The 15208-nt window shown below is 60.5% G+C and carries 12 protein-coding genes and 3 pseudogenes; 12 read left to right on the plus strand and 3 right to left on the minus strand.

The genetic code is table 11. From position 1 onward, the window contains the following. Positions 1-10 precede the first annotated feature (10 nt). The 11 genes and pseudogenes from wrbA to Q358_RS16965 all read left to right on the plus strand — a co-directional run bounded on the left by wrbA (position 11) and on the right by Q358_RS16965 (position 11578). On the plus strand, positions 11-610 hold the full coding sequence (gene wrbA, locus Q358_RS0108870; protein WP_027961722.1) for an NAD(P)H:quinone oxidoreductase: 600 nt from the start codon (positions 11-13) through the stop codon (positions 608-610). 104 nt (positions 611-714) lie between these two features. Then, positions 715-1719 carry a glutathione S-transferase family protein gene (locus Q358_RS0108875; RefSeq protein ID WP_027961723.1) on the plus strand — a complete coding sequence of 335 codons (1005 nt, stop codon included), beginning with the start codon at positions 715-717 and terminating at the stop codon, positions 1717-1719. Positions 1720-1759: 40 nt separating this feature from the next. Next, positions 1760-2448: pseudogene (locus Q358_RS16960) on the plus strand (pirin family protein). A gap of 185 nt (positions 2449-2633) precedes the next feature. After that, positions 2634-2963, plus strand: a complete 330-nt coding sequence (locus Q358_RS18175; RefSeq protein WP_245598298.1) for an MliC family protein — start codon at positions 2634-2636, stop codon at positions 2961-2963. 76 nt (positions 2964-3039) lie between these two features. Continuing rightward, the gene (locus tag Q358_RS0108885; protein WP_027961724.1) at positions 3040-3993 is read left to right on the plus strand and encodes a pirin family protein; all 954 of its coding nucleotides are present in this window, start codon (positions 3040-3042) and stop codon (positions 3991-3993) included. A gap of 15 nt (positions 3994-4008) precedes the next feature. Then, entirely contained in the window at positions 4009-4566 is a 558-nt protein-coding gene (locus Q358_RS0108890; RefSeq protein WP_027961725.1) for an NADPH-dependent FMN reductase, read from the plus strand. A gap of 506 nt (positions 4567-5072) precedes the next feature. Further along, positions 5073-6356 carry an imelysin family protein gene (locus tag Q358_RS0108895; protein WP_043487945.1) on the plus strand — a complete coding sequence of 428 codons (1284 nt, stop codon included), beginning with the start codon at positions 5073-5075 and terminating at the stop codon, positions 6354-6356. A 146-nt stretch (positions 6357-6502) separates the two neighbouring features. Next, the gene (locus Q358_RS0108900) at positions 6503-7855 is read left to right on the plus strand and encodes a di-heme oxidoreductase family protein (RefSeq protein WP_245598299.1); all 1353 of its coding nucleotides are present in this window, start codon (positions 6503-6505) and stop codon (positions 7853-7855) included. Continuing rightward, positions 7855-8922, plus strand: coding sequence for an imelysin family protein (locus Q358_RS0108905; protein ID WP_051530271.1), 1068 nt, complete (start codon positions 7855-7857; stop codon positions 8920-8922). The genes Q358_RS0108900 and Q358_RS0108905 overlap by 1 nt, the downstream gene beginning before the upstream one ends. A gap of 2 nt (positions 8923-8924) precedes the next feature. Continuing rightward, on the plus strand, positions 8925-10013 hold the full coding sequence (locus Q358_RS0108910) for a DUF1513 domain-containing protein (RefSeq protein ID WP_027961729.1): 1089 nt from the start codon (positions 8925-8927) through the stop codon (positions 10011-10013). 257 nt (positions 10014-10270) lie between these two features. Further along, entirely contained in the window at positions 10271-11578 is a 1308-nt protein-coding gene (locus Q358_RS16965; RefSeq protein WP_051530272.1) for a GGDEF domain-containing protein, read from the plus strand. Here the strand turns inward: Q358_RS16965 and Q358_RS16970 are convergent. The 3 genes and pseudogenes from Q358_RS16970 to Q358_RS16975 all read right to left on the minus strand — a co-directional run. After that, positions 11553-12665: an IS3 family transposase gene (locus Q358_RS16970; RefSeq protein ID WP_051530273.1), complete on the minus strand. Its 1113-nt coding sequence runs from the start codon at positions 12663-12665 to the stop codon at positions 11553-11555. The two genes, Q358_RS16965 and Q358_RS16970, sit on opposite strands and share 26 nt — an antisense overlap. Beyond that, positions 12662-13066, minus strand: coding sequence for a transposase (locus tag Q358_RS0108925; protein WP_027961730.1), 405 nt, complete (start codon positions 13064-13066; stop codon positions 12662-12664). Before Q358_RS0108925 ends, Q358_RS16970 begins: the two co-directional genes overlap by 4 nt. A gap of 439 nt (positions 13067-13505) precedes the next feature. Further along, positions 13506-14936: pseudogene (locus tag Q358_RS16975) on the minus strand (P-loop NTPase fold protein); the annotation flags it as partial. Positions 14937-15013: 77 nt separating this feature from the next. On the opposite strand from Q358_RS16975, the pseudogene Q358_RS0108935 reads away from it, so the two are divergent. Then, positions 15014-15208, plus strand: a pseudogene (locus Q358_RS0108935) (ISL3 family transposase); the annotation flags it as partial.

A 15208-nucleotide genomic window follows, 5' to 3' on the forward strand; every position in this document is an offset into this window, starting at 1 on the left:
GGAGGCAACAATGACCAAGGTACTGGTGCTTTATCATTCCATGTACGGCCACATCGAAACCATGGCGAATAGCGTCGCCGAAGGCGCACGCCGGGTAGACGGCGTCGAGGTCACGATCAAGCGTGTTCCGGAAACCATGCCGGCCGACGTCTTTGAATCGGCCGGCGGCAAGACCGACCAGGAAGCGCCGGTGGCCTCACCGGCGGAGCTTACCGAGTACGACGCGATCATCTTCGGCACGCCCACGCGCTTCGGCAACATGTCCGGCCAGATGCGCACTTTCCTTGACCAGACCGGCGGCCTGTGGGCCAGCGGCGGCCTGGTGGGCAAGGTGGCGAGTGTATTCACCTCGACCGGCACAGGCGGCGGTGAAGAAACCACCATCGCCTCTACATGGTCCACCCTGGCACACCACGGCATGGTGATTGTGCCGATCGGCTACGCGACCCCGGAGTTGTTCGATATCTCCCAGGTGGGCGGGGGCACGCCCTACGGCGCTTCGACCATTGCCGGCGGCGATGGCTCGCGCCAGCCCGACGAGCGGGAGCTGGCCATTGCCCGCTTCCAAGGCGAACACGTGGCTAAAGTGGCGGCAAAGCTTAGTCGCTAAGTTCAGTTGCTAAGCCCGCCTGGCGGAGGGAGGACGGTGCTCTCCCTCCCCGGCTTCTGGCTTGACATTCCACCCAGCGAACCTTGCAAACGGAGTGAATCACCATGGGTCTCTTGATCAACGGCGAATGGCGCGATCAGTGGTACGACACCAAAAAGCACGGTGGCGAGTTTGTGCGCGAATCCGCCAAACTGCGCGACTGGGTGACGTCCAACGGCCAGCCCACCGCAGACGGTCACCCAGGCGTGGCCGCCGAGGCGGATCGTTTTCACCTTTACGTATCGCTTGCCTGCCCCTGGGCACACCGGGTGCTGATCATGCGCAAGCTGAAGGGGCTGGAAGGGCTGATCAGCGTGTCGCATACCAGCCCGCTGATGCGGGAGAAGGGCTGGACGTATCACGTCGATGAAGGCTCAAGCGGCGATGCGGTCAACGGCGTTGACTATCATCATCAGCTCTACACCCTGACCAACCCGGAATACACCGGGCGTGTCACGGTGCCGGCATTGTGGGACAAGCGCGACTGGCGCATCGTCAACAACGAGTCTGCAGAGCTTGTGCGCATGCTCAACGGGGCGTTTGACGAGCACACCGGTAACCGGCTGGATTTCTATCCGGAAGATCTACGCGAGACCATCGATGCGGTCAACGCCGATGTCTACGATCACATCAACAATGGCGTCTACAAGGCCGGTTTCGCTACCGAGCAGGGGGTTTACGAGAAACACGTTGTGGCCCTGTTTGAAGCGCTTGACCGCATGGAGGCAAGGCTTGGCGAGCAGCGTTACCTGGCCGGCGAATGGCTGACCGAGGCGGATATTCGCCTGTTTACCACCTTGGTGCGCTTTGATGCCGTCTACCACGGCCACTTCAAGTGCAACCTGCGCCGGATTGAAGACTACCCCAACCTGTCGAACTACCTGCGCGAGGTGTACCAGTGGCCGGGCGTCAAGGAAACGGTCAGCTTTGACCATATCCAGCGCCACTATTACATGAGCCACGACACCATCAACCCTAATGGCATCGTGCCCAAGGGGCCGGAGCTTGACCTTGAGCGTCCCCACGACCGCGAGCGTCTGCCCGGCCACGGCGTGCGTGAAAAGGCATGAAAGCCAATAGCCAAGCCAGCAGCCAAGAGAGGAGCAACTCATGCTGATCCGCGCAGGCAATGAGCGCGGCCACGCCGATCATGGCTGGCTGCGCTCGCGCCATACGTTTCGTTTGCTGACTACTTTGACCCTAACCAGATGGGCTTTCGTACGCTACGCGTGATCAACGAAGACCGCGTACAGGGAAGTCATGGATTTGGCACCCACGGCCATGAAGAGATGGAAATCATCTCTTACGTGCTCGACGGTGAGATGGCTCACAAGGACAGCATGGGCAATGGTGCGGTGATGCGTCCGGGGGATGTTCAGCGCATGTCGGCGGGCACCGGCGTTCTGCACAGCGAGTTCAATCATTCAAGCGAGCAGGAGCTTCATTTTCTGCAGATATGGATCCTGCCACAGCGGCGTGGCATTGCTCCCAACTACGAACAGAAAGCCTTCCCGCGTCATCAGCGACAAGGCCAGTGGCGCCTGGTAGTCTCCCCCGGCGAGCGTGACGACTCCGTGAGTATCAATCAGGACGTCAATCTTTATCTGGGCAGCTTTGCAGCCGGCGAGCAGGCCGAGCTACCCGCCGTGCGCCATGCCTGGCTGCATGTAGCCAAGGGTGAAGCGGTAGTCAACGGCGAGGAGCTTTCCGCAGGGGATGCGGCGGCCTTCAGCCCCGGGGAGCGGATCGATGTAGTCGGTCAGCGAGATGCCGAGCTTTTGCTGTTTGATCTGGCCTGAGCCTTTGAAATTCATCCGGTTCGGCAACACGAGTAGCCAGACACGCGTGTTCCTGGATCAGACCGGTGCTGACATGCTGGTTAGCCAGTAGAATTTCGGGCCTGCTTGTAGTAAGCGTTATCGATTCACTCAAATATACCGGAGATAGAGATATGAAACTCGTCATAGCCCCTATGGTCGCTTCCATGCTGTTTATTACCGCGTGTGCAACGTCACAGCCGCAAGATGCCCAAACAGCGGCACCCTCCCCGTCTACGCCAGTGACATATCACTATGCATGCGACAGCGGCGAGACAATTGCGGCCGCCTATCCCACTACAGATTCGGCAAGAGTGGACTACCAAAACACCACATACAGCATGCAGGTCGCAGTTTCGGGAAGTGGTGCACGCTATGTGGGCGGCGGCCTGGAATGGTGGACAAAAGGTTCCGGCTCGGGCTCACAGGGAACACTGTTTCAACACAACGCAGACGATACGAGCGGTAAGCGTCTCGAGTCCTGCACTGCAGAGTAAATAGGCTCTAACAGAACATGGCGGTTGCTGCTCCAGCGGCAACCTAGCTGAGCGATCTATCCAGAACATCAATGCCATGAGCAACACCGAATCAAACCCTGCGCTGTTCGAATCGCGCGAGTGCCCCGTCGTTGACGGTCACCGGCTTATTCAGCATCTCTCATCGCGTAAGGCCGAGGTAGGCGGTATTCCCATCAACCGGGTCCTGCCCCAGCGCGAGCGGCGCATGATCGGGGCGTGGTGCTTTCTGGACCACGCCGGGCCTGCGGTATTTACCGTGGACAGTCAGGGCATGCGCGTCGGCCCGCATCCACATACCGGGCTGCAGACCTTCACCTGGATGCTGGCCGGCGATATCCTGCATCGCGACAGTCTGGGCAGCGAACAGGTCATTCGCCCGGGGGAAGTCAACTTGATGACCGCCGGGCGTGGTATAGCGCACACTGAAGAATCACTCGCGAGCGAATCACAGCTGCATGCGGCGCAGCTATGGATCGCGCTGCCCTACGCTCACCGGCATACCAAGCCCCGCTTCGATCATTATCCCGACCTGCCACGCTGGCAGGAACAGGGCGTCGATATCACGCTGCTCACCGGCGCGCTCAACGGTCATGAAGCGCCCACCCTCGCATTTTCACCATTGGTGGGGGCCGATATGCTGGCCGACGCCGAAACCACTGTACATCTGGATTTGTATAAAGGCTTTGAGTACGGCGTGCTCGTGCTTGAGGGTAGCCTGCGCATCGGTCGGGATACGTTTTCACCAAACGAACTGGCCTACCTGGGCTGCGGGCTCGACGCCATCGCGCTGGAACTTGACGACGGCACCCGCGTACTGTTGCTGGGCGGCGAGCCGCTGAACGAAGAGATCTTCATCTGGTGGAACTTCGTCGGGCACAGCAAGGCCGAGATCGCCCAGGCGCAGCAGGAATGGGAGGCCGGCGATGCGCGATTCGGCGATGTTCCCGAATTCGACGGCGACCGGCTGATGCCACCGCCCATTCCCTGGCGCATGATGTCTGACACTTGATAAAAGGACTATACGATGAAACTGACCATCATTCTCACCAGCACTCGCCCCGGCCGGGCCGGTAAGGCCGTTGCCGACTGGTTCCATGCCCATGCCCGGGCTAACCCTGCCGGGTTCGACATCACGTTTGCCGACCTTCAAGACATCAACCTGCCGCTGCTGGACGAACCCAATCATCCTGCCATGCAGCAATATGAGCACGAGCACACCAGGCGCTGGTCGAAGATCGTCGATGACTCGGATGCCTTCATCTTTGTGCTGCCGGAATACAATTACACCCCGCCGTCATCCTTCGTTAACGCGCTGGACTACCTGTACAAGGAATGGAACTACAAGCCCGCCGGATTCGTCAGCTACGGCGGCATCTCGGGAGGCATTCGTTCGGTTGAGACCGCCAAGCACATGCTGAACACGCTGGAAATGGTGCCGGTCAAACAGCAGGTGATGATCCCGATGGTCGCTGATCACCTGGAAAATGGCACGTTCACGCCAACGGCTATTCATGAAAAGAGCGCGCAAACCCTGCTTGAGACCCTAGCCCGGTGGGCCAGCGCACTGAAAACCATGCATTGAGGCTATATAACGTTCTTGTAACTGACACACTGTCCGCCTTCTCGCTCAAGATCGGACAGTTTCCGCCCTCGTCATCGGTACCTAACTCCTTGAATGGCCTCCTTTCTCCCCACGCATCTCATCTGCTCAAGCCGCTGGTAGAGCGGTGGAAGCGGGTGATGCGAGTCACCGGGATTGAAGGCACCCGGAACGGCCTGTTTATCGCCTGTCACTCTCACCAGACCCTTGAGAGCCGTATTCGGGGAACCGGATGCATCAGGCGAAACCGAGGGCACAGGCAGGCACCACCGCGGTGATATTCGTGCCGCTGGCAGGGTGCAGGATACTCACCGGATCGCGCTGCTCGGTAGCGCAAGAGACATCGTGGAGGCCCCGTCTGCCGCCAGCTGAGCCATGCCAAATCTCTCAAATGCGACTAAATCATATTTACATGAGGTAACGACTTGCACTATTGTTGATAATGGAAACCATTCATTATCAACTAACAAACGCCCGCCTGGAGCCTTATGACTTCCCTGCCCGCTCGCCTTCCGCTGACCAGCGCCATCACCCTCGCCTCGCTTATCCCGGTCGGCGCCCTCGCCGCGGAGGATACGGTCACTCCCGAGTCGGTCGTCAGCCACTATGCCGATGTCGCCCATGCCACCTATGCCGACTCATTGGCGGCGGCCCGGGCGCTCGACGAACGCATCGATGCCCTGCTGGAGGCCCCTTCCGCCGAAACGCTCTCGGCGGCCCGCGAAGCCTGGCTTGAGGCGCGTGTTCCCTATCAGCAGAGTGAAGTCTTCCGCTTCGGCAATCCCGTCGTCGATGATTGGGAGGGTCAGCTGAATGCGTGGCCGCTGGATGAAGGCATGATCGACTATGTCGCCAGCGACGACTATCAGCACGAGCTGGGCAATGCCGGGGCTACCGCCAACATCGTGGCCAACACCAGCATCGAGATCGGCGGGAAGACGCTCGATGTCAGCGAGATCACGCCCGAGCTGCTCGCCGACCTGAACGAGGCAGGCGGCTCGGAGGCCAACGTGGCGACCGGCTATCACGCCCTGGAATTCCTGCTCTGGGGCCAGGATCTCAACGGCTTCGATAGCGGCAACGGCGAGCGGCCGGCCAGCGATTACCTGACCGGCGATGACTGCACCAACGGCCACTGCGATCGCCGCCGCTCCTACCTGGATGCCGCATCCGACCTGCTGGTGAGTGACCTGGAGTGGATGGTCGCCCAGTGGTCGACGGATCAGCAGGACAACTATCGCCAGACACTGCTCGCACAGCCCGCACAGGAAGGCCTCAGGCGCATACTGTTCGGCATGGGCTCTCTGTCACTGGGTGAGCTGGCCGGCGAGCGCCTGAAGGTGGCACTGGAGGCCAACTCCTACGAAGACGAGCATGACTGCTTCAGTGACAATACGCACAACTCGCACTTCTATAACGGACAAGGGATACAGAACGTCTATCTGGGCGAATATGAGCGCCGGGACGGCAGCGTCATGGAAGGCCCCTCTCCGTCGGACCTGCTGGCCCAGCAGGACGCCGAGCTCGACACCCAGCTCCGCGAGCAGCTGGAAGCGACCATGGCCGAGCTGGGAGACCTGAAGGCAGCCGCCGAGGCCGAGAGCTCCCCCATGGCCTTCGACATGATGATCGCCCCCGGGAATGAGCAGGGCGCCAACATCATCAACGAGGCCATCCTGGCCCTGGTCATGCAGACCGGCTCGATCGAGAAGGCGGCGGGAACCCTCGGGGTGAACAGCCTGCAATCCGACGATGCAGGCCACAACTTCTAACCACGCCTCCCCCTTGAACATGGCCGCCGCCAGCCTGGCTTGTGGCGGCCTTTGTCATGGCAACATCCGTTACCCCAAGGTCCTCCTCGATGTCCCGACGCCCCTCCCTTGTCCATGCCATGCTGAGCAGCGCCCTGGCTGCCTCGATGGCACTATCGGCGCACGCCGAGCCCCCCGTACAGATGACGCCGGATAGCGGGGGAGCAGGCTCGGTGGCACAGTTCGACCACAACGCCTACTCTCTTCCGCTGGGCAACATGGCCATGACCCAGCGCCTGGATTTCAGCGTCGGCAACAGCTTCTTCCGCAACCCCTGGGTGGAAGCGCCGGCCAGTACCGATGCCCGCGACGGGCTCGGCCCCCTGCTCAACACCAACAGCTGTCAGGGCTGCCACATCAAGGATGGCCGTGGTCATCCCCCGAGCGGCCAGGAACGCTCCGTCTCCTTGTTCCTGCGCCTGTCGCTACCCTCGGAAGGCGCAGACCCCGAGGCGCTCAAGCGCCAGGGCATCCATCCCGTGCCGCACTATGGGGGACAGCTGCAGACGGCCGCCATCACCGGCTTCGACGCCGAGGCCAACATGCAAGTCGGCTATACCGAGAAGGCGATCACGTTAGGCGACGGCGACGTCGTCTCCCTGCGCGTTCCCGAGTACCGGATCACCGACCCCGCCTATGGAGCGCTGCCCGACGAGCTGCTCACTTCACCGCGGGTCGCCCCGCCCATGATTGGCCTGGGCCTCCTCGAAGCCATTCCGGCCGAGCGCATCGCGAGGCGTGCCGACCCGCAGGACCAGGATGGTGACGGCATCTCGGGGCGCATCAATCGCGTCTGGGACGCACGACAAGGTGAGACGGTGCTGGGGCGCTTCGGCTGGAAGGCCGGCCAACCCACCATCGAGCAACAGAACCTGCGCGCCTTCGCCGATGACATGGGCCTGACATCGAGCCTCTTCCCGCACACCGACTGCCGGCCGAACCAGGGTTGCGCCACGATGCCCCACGGAGGCGCCCCGGAAGTGAGCGACGAGATTGCCGACTTCGTCACCTTCTATGCCTCCAGCCTCGCCGTGCCGAAGCGCCGTCAGATGGAGGATCCGCGAGTCACCGCGGGTGCCGAAACCTTCAACACCCTGGGCTGCGCGGCGTGTCATACGCCGCGGCAGCGCACGGCGGCCGACGCCTCACGGCCGGCACTCGCCGACCAGATCCTGTGGCCCTACAGCGATCTGCTTCTCCATGACATGGGGGAAGGACTGGCGGATGGGCGGCCGGAGTTCGAGGCGACCGGCAGAGAGTGGCGCACGCCGCCGCTGTGGGGGATCGGGCTCGCCCAGAAGGTCAATCCCCAGGCCGGCTTCTTGCATGATGGCCGGGCTCGTACACTGGAAGAGGCGATCCTGTGGCACGGTGGCGAAGCCGAACCTGCCGCCGCGGGCTACAGGACCCTACCCTCATCCGACCGCCAGGATCTGCTGCGCTTCATGGAGTCGCTGTGATGTCTGAGTTCACCCCAATCGCGTTCCCGGGCCGACGGGGCCGGGCCGGCCTGCTGGCCCTGATGATGGCCGGCGTCGCACCGGCGGCGATGGCCGACGCGCCATCCACCGCACGCGGCCTCTGGCATGAGGCCATCGGTGAAGGCTACGCCGAGCTGGAGCGCGACGCTCGGCGGCTCGCCGAGCAGGCGGCCGACTATTGTCATGCCCCCTCTCCGGAGGGGCGCGCATCGCTGGAGAGCCTGTGGCGCGATGCCTACCAGGCATGGCAGGCCGTTCGCTTCGTCAACTTCGGCCCGATCGAGCAGCAGAGCCGCGGATGGCAGCTGCAGTTCTGGCCCGACCGCAAGAACCTGGTCGGCCAGAAGGCCTCGATCTGGCTGAAGGCCGATACCCCACCCAACAGGCAGTCCATTGCCGACGACAGCGTGGCCATACAGGGGTTTCCGGCACTGGAATACCTGTTGTTCGATGACCGGATGGACTCGCCCGATGCCCTGGCGGCCCCGCAGGCCTGTGGCCTGTTCTCGGCCATCACCCGGCACCTGGAAACCACGACTCACCAGCTGCATGACGACTGGCAGGCCTTCGGCGATCATTACCGGGAGACCGACACCTACACCCAGGCCACGCTGGAAGCCGGCCTGCAAGCCTTGGAGACCATGGAAACCAGGAGGCTCGCCGCCCCCCTGGGCCTGTCGGGCAAGCCAGCCAATGCTTACCTGGCCGAGGCATGGCGAAGCCGGCAATCGGTCCTGCTGATCGGGGCCAGCCTCGCCGGGCTGGAGCAGGCCTATCTCCCGGGACTGCGCCCCCTGCTTCACCAGGCAGGTCAGGAAGGCCTTTACGATGACTTCGCCACCCGGCTTCACCAGGCGCAGGCCAATGTTGATGACATCGAGGGCGATGACATCGAGGGCGGTATCGCTCATGCCCTGGAAGACCCGGCCGCCTTTTCCACCCTGCAGGGCCTTTATATCGACGTGAGTCAGCTGAACTGGATGGGCCGCGAGATCGCATCGGCCCTGGGCATCGCACGAGGCTTCAACGCCACCGATGGGGACTAGCGATGTGGCATCGACGTGAGTTTCTCAAGGCGGCGCTGGCCGGCCTGGGCTCCCTGGGCCTGCCGCCGCTTGGCTGGGCACAGAGCGAGCCCCGGGGCACCTGGCTGTGGAGCGCCATCGACGACGCCCAGGGTCACCAGCTCATCGGCTACCAGCCGGCTACCGGGAGTCACTTCCGCATCCCCGTGCCGGAACGCTGCCACAGCGGCTGTCGACGGCCGGGGCATCCACAGATCGCACTGTTTGCCAGGCGTCCGGGACGCTCGATCCATGTGCTGGACGGCATCGAACAACGCGAAACGGCCCGCATCGAGGCCGGTCCCGACTACCATTTCTATGGACACGGCGCCTACTCCCCGGACGGCCGGCACCTCTATGCCACCGCCAACCGCATCGAGGATGGTGCGGGGGTGATACGCGTGTTCGCGGCGAATGACGGCTATACCCTCGAGGGCGACATCGACCTCGCCGGCACCGGCCCCCATGAGCTGCGCCTGATGCCGGATGGCCAGACGCTGATGGTCGGGCTCGGTGGCATCCGCACGCATCCCGATTATGGTCGGGTAAAGCTCAACCTGGACGACATGGCACCGGCACTCCTGCAGGTGAACCGGACGAGCGGCGAGATCCTTGAGCGCCATGCCCCGAGTCACCACCAGCTGAGCTGTCGTCATCTGGACGTTGCCCCCGACGGCGGCGTATTGGCGGGATACCAGTTTCAGGGGCCGGCCTGGAAGCGCCACCCCCTGCTGGCCTATCGCGATCCACGAGGAGAGTTTACGGAGCTTACGCTGCCGGACGACCTCACCGATGAACTGCGCCACTACATCGCCAGTGTCGCCATGGCCCCCGACACCGCCCGGGCCCTGATCACCGCCCCTCGGGGGCATCGGGTTCTGCTACTGGACCGAGACGAAAAACGGCTGATAACAAGCCACCACCTCCCGGATGCCGCCGGCGCCCTGCCGGACGGACACGGCGGCTTCTGGGTGTCATCGGGTCATGGCGCGCTCTATAGCGTTCCGGGTGACGGCTCTCCACCACGGCGAATCGATAGGCTCGATCTGAGTTGGGATAATCACTTGAGTTGAGTCAACCCTCGCCGTACCGAACGAGTTGTTGTGAAAGCTCGCTCTCGCCATTCCCTCTGCATGGCTCCAAAAGGGAGCCAACGCCAAAGGCGTTTTCCCGTAAGCCTGGTCGGCTTTAGCGCCAGAGGCGGTGCCATCAATGCTGCCGAGTCGTCGGTGAGTACCACTTAGTCTGATTCAACGACAGACAGGGCCTGGCTCGAGTATTCTCTCTGAATCAGGGCCAGGCGCCTTCACGGCACCTGGCCAACAGCGACATGTCTATCAACCGGGAGAATCGGGTCTTGCCGGCACCAGGAACAACACATCAACTTCACCCGCTGACCGGCCAGTTTCACGAAGCAAGCCGAGAGGCGCTGTATCGCAGTAGCATCGAGCCGCGAGTACGAACGGAAACCTGTCTGACGCTGAGTGTGGCGACCCTGATCTACGCCATGTTTGCCATCTCGGACTATTTTTATACCGGCTTGACCCTGGAGTTCACCCTGCTGATCACCATGCGCACGCTGGTGGTCGCCTCATGCCTGATCCTGGCATTCGTGCTCGGACGTCTGGGTGACTATACTCGCCATGCCTGGCTGCACGCCCTGCCACTCTGGATACTGGCGACCGGCATCATACTGATCGTTCCCTTGCGTCCCGAGACCCTCTCGACTCAGGTGCCGGCGGTCGTGGCTGCCACCATTGCCTTCTACCTGCTCATCCCTAACCTGCTGCCCGTCGCGGCAGTCGCCAGCCTCTATCTGGGCATCGGCTTTCTGGTTGCGTCCGTGATAGCGGCGGATGCCTCTCCCGTGGTGGTGATGCGCACGACGCTGCTGCTTATCATGACCAATGGCGTCGGCTTCTTCACCCTGCTGCGTCTCGAGAAGCTGCAGCGCAAGCAGTTCGCGCTTCTCCAGGAGGAGCGTGTACAGAACCACCAGCTGATCGAGGAGATCACTCACCGCCAATCGCTGGAGACTCAGCTGCGCAGGGTTGCCGAGCAGGATGCGCTAACCGGCCTGGACTCTCGTGGCCACTTCATGGCGTGCGCCGAAGCGCTGTTGCGGCGCTGTCGATTCGACAAGACACCCTTCAGCCTGTTCATGATCGACGTGGATCACTTCAAGACCATCAACGATACCTGGGGCCATAGCCAGGGAGATCGAGTGTTGTCCGCGATCGCAGCAGCCTGTCGGCAATCACTCAGGCCCCAGGATGTCATCGGACGCTTCGGAGGGGAGGAATTTATCGTGGCCCTGCCGGGAACCCATCTGAATGACGCTCGAATGGTCGCGGAGCGTCTGAAAGAAGAGGTCGCCGAACTGACAATAATTGAAGACATGCCCGACCAACGCCTGAGCGTCACCATCGGTGTCGCCGGAGTTCTCGACGAGGAAGCCGACCTGGAACAGCTGATTCAGCAGGCGGACCGCGCCCTCTACGCCGGCAAGCGCGGCGGCAGGAATCGGGTGGTGGTCAGTCACGAAGGGAGCGAAGAGGCCCCCTCAACCCAACCCAGAAACAAAAGCTGGACTACGCCGATGCCGGAACCTGTCAACCTGATTCGGACAGATCGTTAAAAATTAGTGTCGATTTCGTCGCGGTGGCACCTGCCGCCGATAGCGTCGGGAAGTTCACCACGCTGTAGGGGGCCGGGTCGTCGTCATCGGGCTGTACTGGATTGATCGAGACACTGTCCGGTGGCAGCGCCACCTTTGGGCGTCCGCGTAGGAACCGCTCGGGATGCGCCTCGAAGCTGTCATCGAGCGCTCGCTGGCGGACCTCGGCAATCTCGCGATATCGGCCGGTGAAGACCTGCTCCGGCGTGAAGCCAGCCAGCCCGCTGTGATGGTGCAGCAGGTTGTACCAGTCGACGTAAGCGCTGTACCACTGCCGGGCATGGACGATGCTCTCGAAGCGCCCCGGGTAATCGGGCTGGTACTTGCTGGTCTTGAACTGGCTTTCGCTGAAGGGGTTGTCGTTGCTGACCCGCGGCCGGCTATGACTGCACGTGACCCCCAGCTCTCCCATGAGATCCAGATAGCTCCGGGCGATCATCGGCGAGCCTCGATCCTGGTGGAGCGTCAGTGCGCCATGCGGGATACCGTAGCGATCCACGGCCTCCTGGAAGAGCTGCTGAGCCAAGGCGGCATTCTCCTTGTGGGAGACCATCCAGGCCACGATGAAGCGGCTGTACAGGTCCAGCACCACGTAGAGGTTGAGGTAGACGCCGCGTCGCCGCGTGGGCAATTTGCTGATGTCCCACGTCCAGGCCTCATTGGCGGCCCTTGCCGTGATGCGTGGGACGGCATGGTGTTGGGGAGCACGCTGAGGACGGCGGTCACCGCTCTCCTTGGCCTCACGCAGCTGCCGGTACCACGTGCTGAGCGAGCCAAGATAGATCCCTTGCTGCAGCAGGTCGTGATAGATCTCATACACCGGCTGATCCCGATAGGGCTCGCTATGTGCGATCTCCAGCATTTTCGCTCGCTCCTCGGCCGACAGGGCCCTGGGCTGCGGGCAATGCCGGCGCGACGTTGAAGCTCCGGTATAAGGCTCATGGCGGCGTTTTCGCCAGGCGTACACCGTGCTGCGGTTGATGCCCAGGGCTCGGCAGGCCATGGCCAATGGGAGGCGCGCCGGGCGCTCTTCGAGCACCGTGATCATGGTTCGCTCCCATTGTTCATGCGATCGAGCATCGATAGCGCTTTTTTTTGGAGCGATAGGCAGTCTTCGGCGGTCGAGAGCCTCTGCTGAAGACGGGCGTTCTCACGCTCCAGTGCCTCGATACGCTTCTGCTCCGGCGTCTTGCTCGGGTTCGGCCCTGGGGCGGTCTTGTGGAGCTTCTCCACGCCGCTCTCGGCAAGCTCCTTGCGCCAAGTGGTCAGCTGGCTGTTGTAGAGCTTTTCGCGGCGTAACAGCTGCCCGAGCTCACCATGCTGGCAGGCATCGGCTTCTGCGAGGATGCGCAACTTGTATTCGGTCGAGAACTGACGACGTGTGCGTTTCTCCAGCTTGGGATTCGGCGTGACCTGATGATCGGGCAGCTCGGTTGGCGGTTTAGGCATGATACGGGCTCCTGAACCTCGGGCTCTGATATTGAGCTTAACTCACTGAGCCGGTGTATGGAATCAGGTTGACACACAGGGGATTCGGCGTGACCTGATGATCGGGCAGCTCGGTTGGCGGTTTCGGCATGATACGGGCTCCTGAACCTCGGGCTCTGATATTGAGCTTAACTCACTGAGCCGGTGTATGGATTCAGGTTGACACACAGGGATGCCTCCCAGGCCAAGCACTGGCTCACGCTGATCGAAACGGGCACGGCCGGCTGTTGGACGTGGTGGTGAGGCGCATGATGCGGGTGAGTGGCTTGGGGAGCCTCGTAAGCAAGACCGACACAGCCCTCAGGTAGTGGCGGCTTTCGGCCATAAGCGGTCGTTCGGTGTGTGGCGCTTCTGGCAGAGTCGCAGTCGCCGCGACAGTGCAGAATTTGGAAGCTATTTGTCATTTCCTATAGGGATTAACTCTTATGATGTCATTTGAGAAGCGATCCTCACTCCATGAAGAAATAATTTCTCTTGACTTAAGCCATTCGACTAAAGCCTGATTCTCAGTAGTGTTTTTCAATCTCGGCCTATAGTAGCCAGTTTTTATTTCGGAGAATGGTTGGGGCAAGTTAGCTAAGACATGTCGCACTTCGTCATTCGACATAAGAGAGTGATATTTGTTAAAGAGTGAAATTTGCGTCACTATAGGCGTGGAGTTTATTATAAGGGATTTCGCAATACTACTGTTAAGGTTGGATAAGATAGCGTCAGTGCTGTTAATAACCGGGCCGATAATCGCTGATCGCTCGGGAAGGTCCTCAAGCGCCCCTAGATCCATCAATTCGACTATCCTGAGCTTGTCCACATTACCAATTTTAGATTGAAGAAGTTTCTCTCGGAAGTCATCGTCGAGTGCAAATTTTTCTGGATCCACCAGATATGTATCGATGTTGGCTGCGACGAATAGTATCTGCAAATCCCTATTATCAGCGAGCGCGTCGAGACTCTCCTTAGTGAATGTTATTTTTCCTTCATCAATCACGATTCGAAGCTTGGTTGATTCCAATCCTTCGGGTAGTTTACTGAAAGCCTTCGGCAAGGCATGAACATATTCATTATAGGCAGCATCAGATAGCGAGCCCGCCTCGAAAAGGAATTGACGCAGCTGCTGTGAGTCCGAGTCGCTTGGGATAGGGTGTTGTAGGATAGCGCCGCGGACAACATCTCGTTCAAGGTAGCCAACTAGGCTATCTGCTTCGAACCCATCCGCTTCCATGAAAGCAAGACAGTTCACCCAGCTTGGTTCAATCATATTTATCTTGAACAGCATTGCGTGCAATCTATCGGGCACATCCTCTAGAGTTGGCAGCAGGGTCGTCTGCCGTTCAAGAAACTCCCAAAGAACATTTTTATCAAGCGTATCGTGGCGAAGCACGGCGAGAATAGCGGGAGCATCCTCTTTTGAATTTCCTTGTAGCGAAAGAAGGATATCGCGTAGGTAGAGATCAAAATCGCGCTCAACTCGCTTAATCAAGGTTGTATTATTCTTTAAACGTATGGTCGTGAAGTTCCTCTCACGTAGTTTCTCAAGATCGTTCTCTCCCAAAATCGCTTGGTAGACGTATTCCAAGTTCGGGATCGTAAGTTCGAAAAATCCCTTCTCGAACATGAGCCGCACAACTTCAGAGTGCTCTTTTATTTTATCCAGATCTTTAATCTCAAAGTCGAGACATGCAAGGCGCTCCGGTGCTAGCTCGGATGCATTCACCAGAATCTCTGGAAGATTTTCCGAAATAAATTCAGGCAATTCTGAAAAATCTCTTGCAAGCGCTTTTAGCGAGGTTTCGGGTAGGTTCGAGACCAGCTGGGTGACATGGGAGATATTGTGGCTCTTCGACGCTGGGTGTGGAATTCGCCCCCTGAGCTGGGTCAGGATATGACCTCCACGACGACAGGAGGTATGGCATGGACGGCACCCAGATTCTGACCCTCGGCCTGGGCCTGGAAGCGCCCTGGATTCTCAAGGACCAGCACCTGGATACCGCCGTATCGCCCCACCGGCTGGATCTCTACGTCGAAGCCGAGCGCGGCAGCCTCTACCCCTGTCCTGAGTGCGGTGATGCTTGTCCGGCTCATGACTTTGCCGACAAGACGTGGCGG

The sequence above is a fragment of the Halomonas halodenitrificans DSM 735 genome (genome assembly GCF_000620045.1).
GTDB classification, from domain to species: Bacteria; Pseudomonadota; Gammaproteobacteria; order Pseudomonadales; family Halomonadaceae; genus Halomonas; species Halomonas halodenitrificans.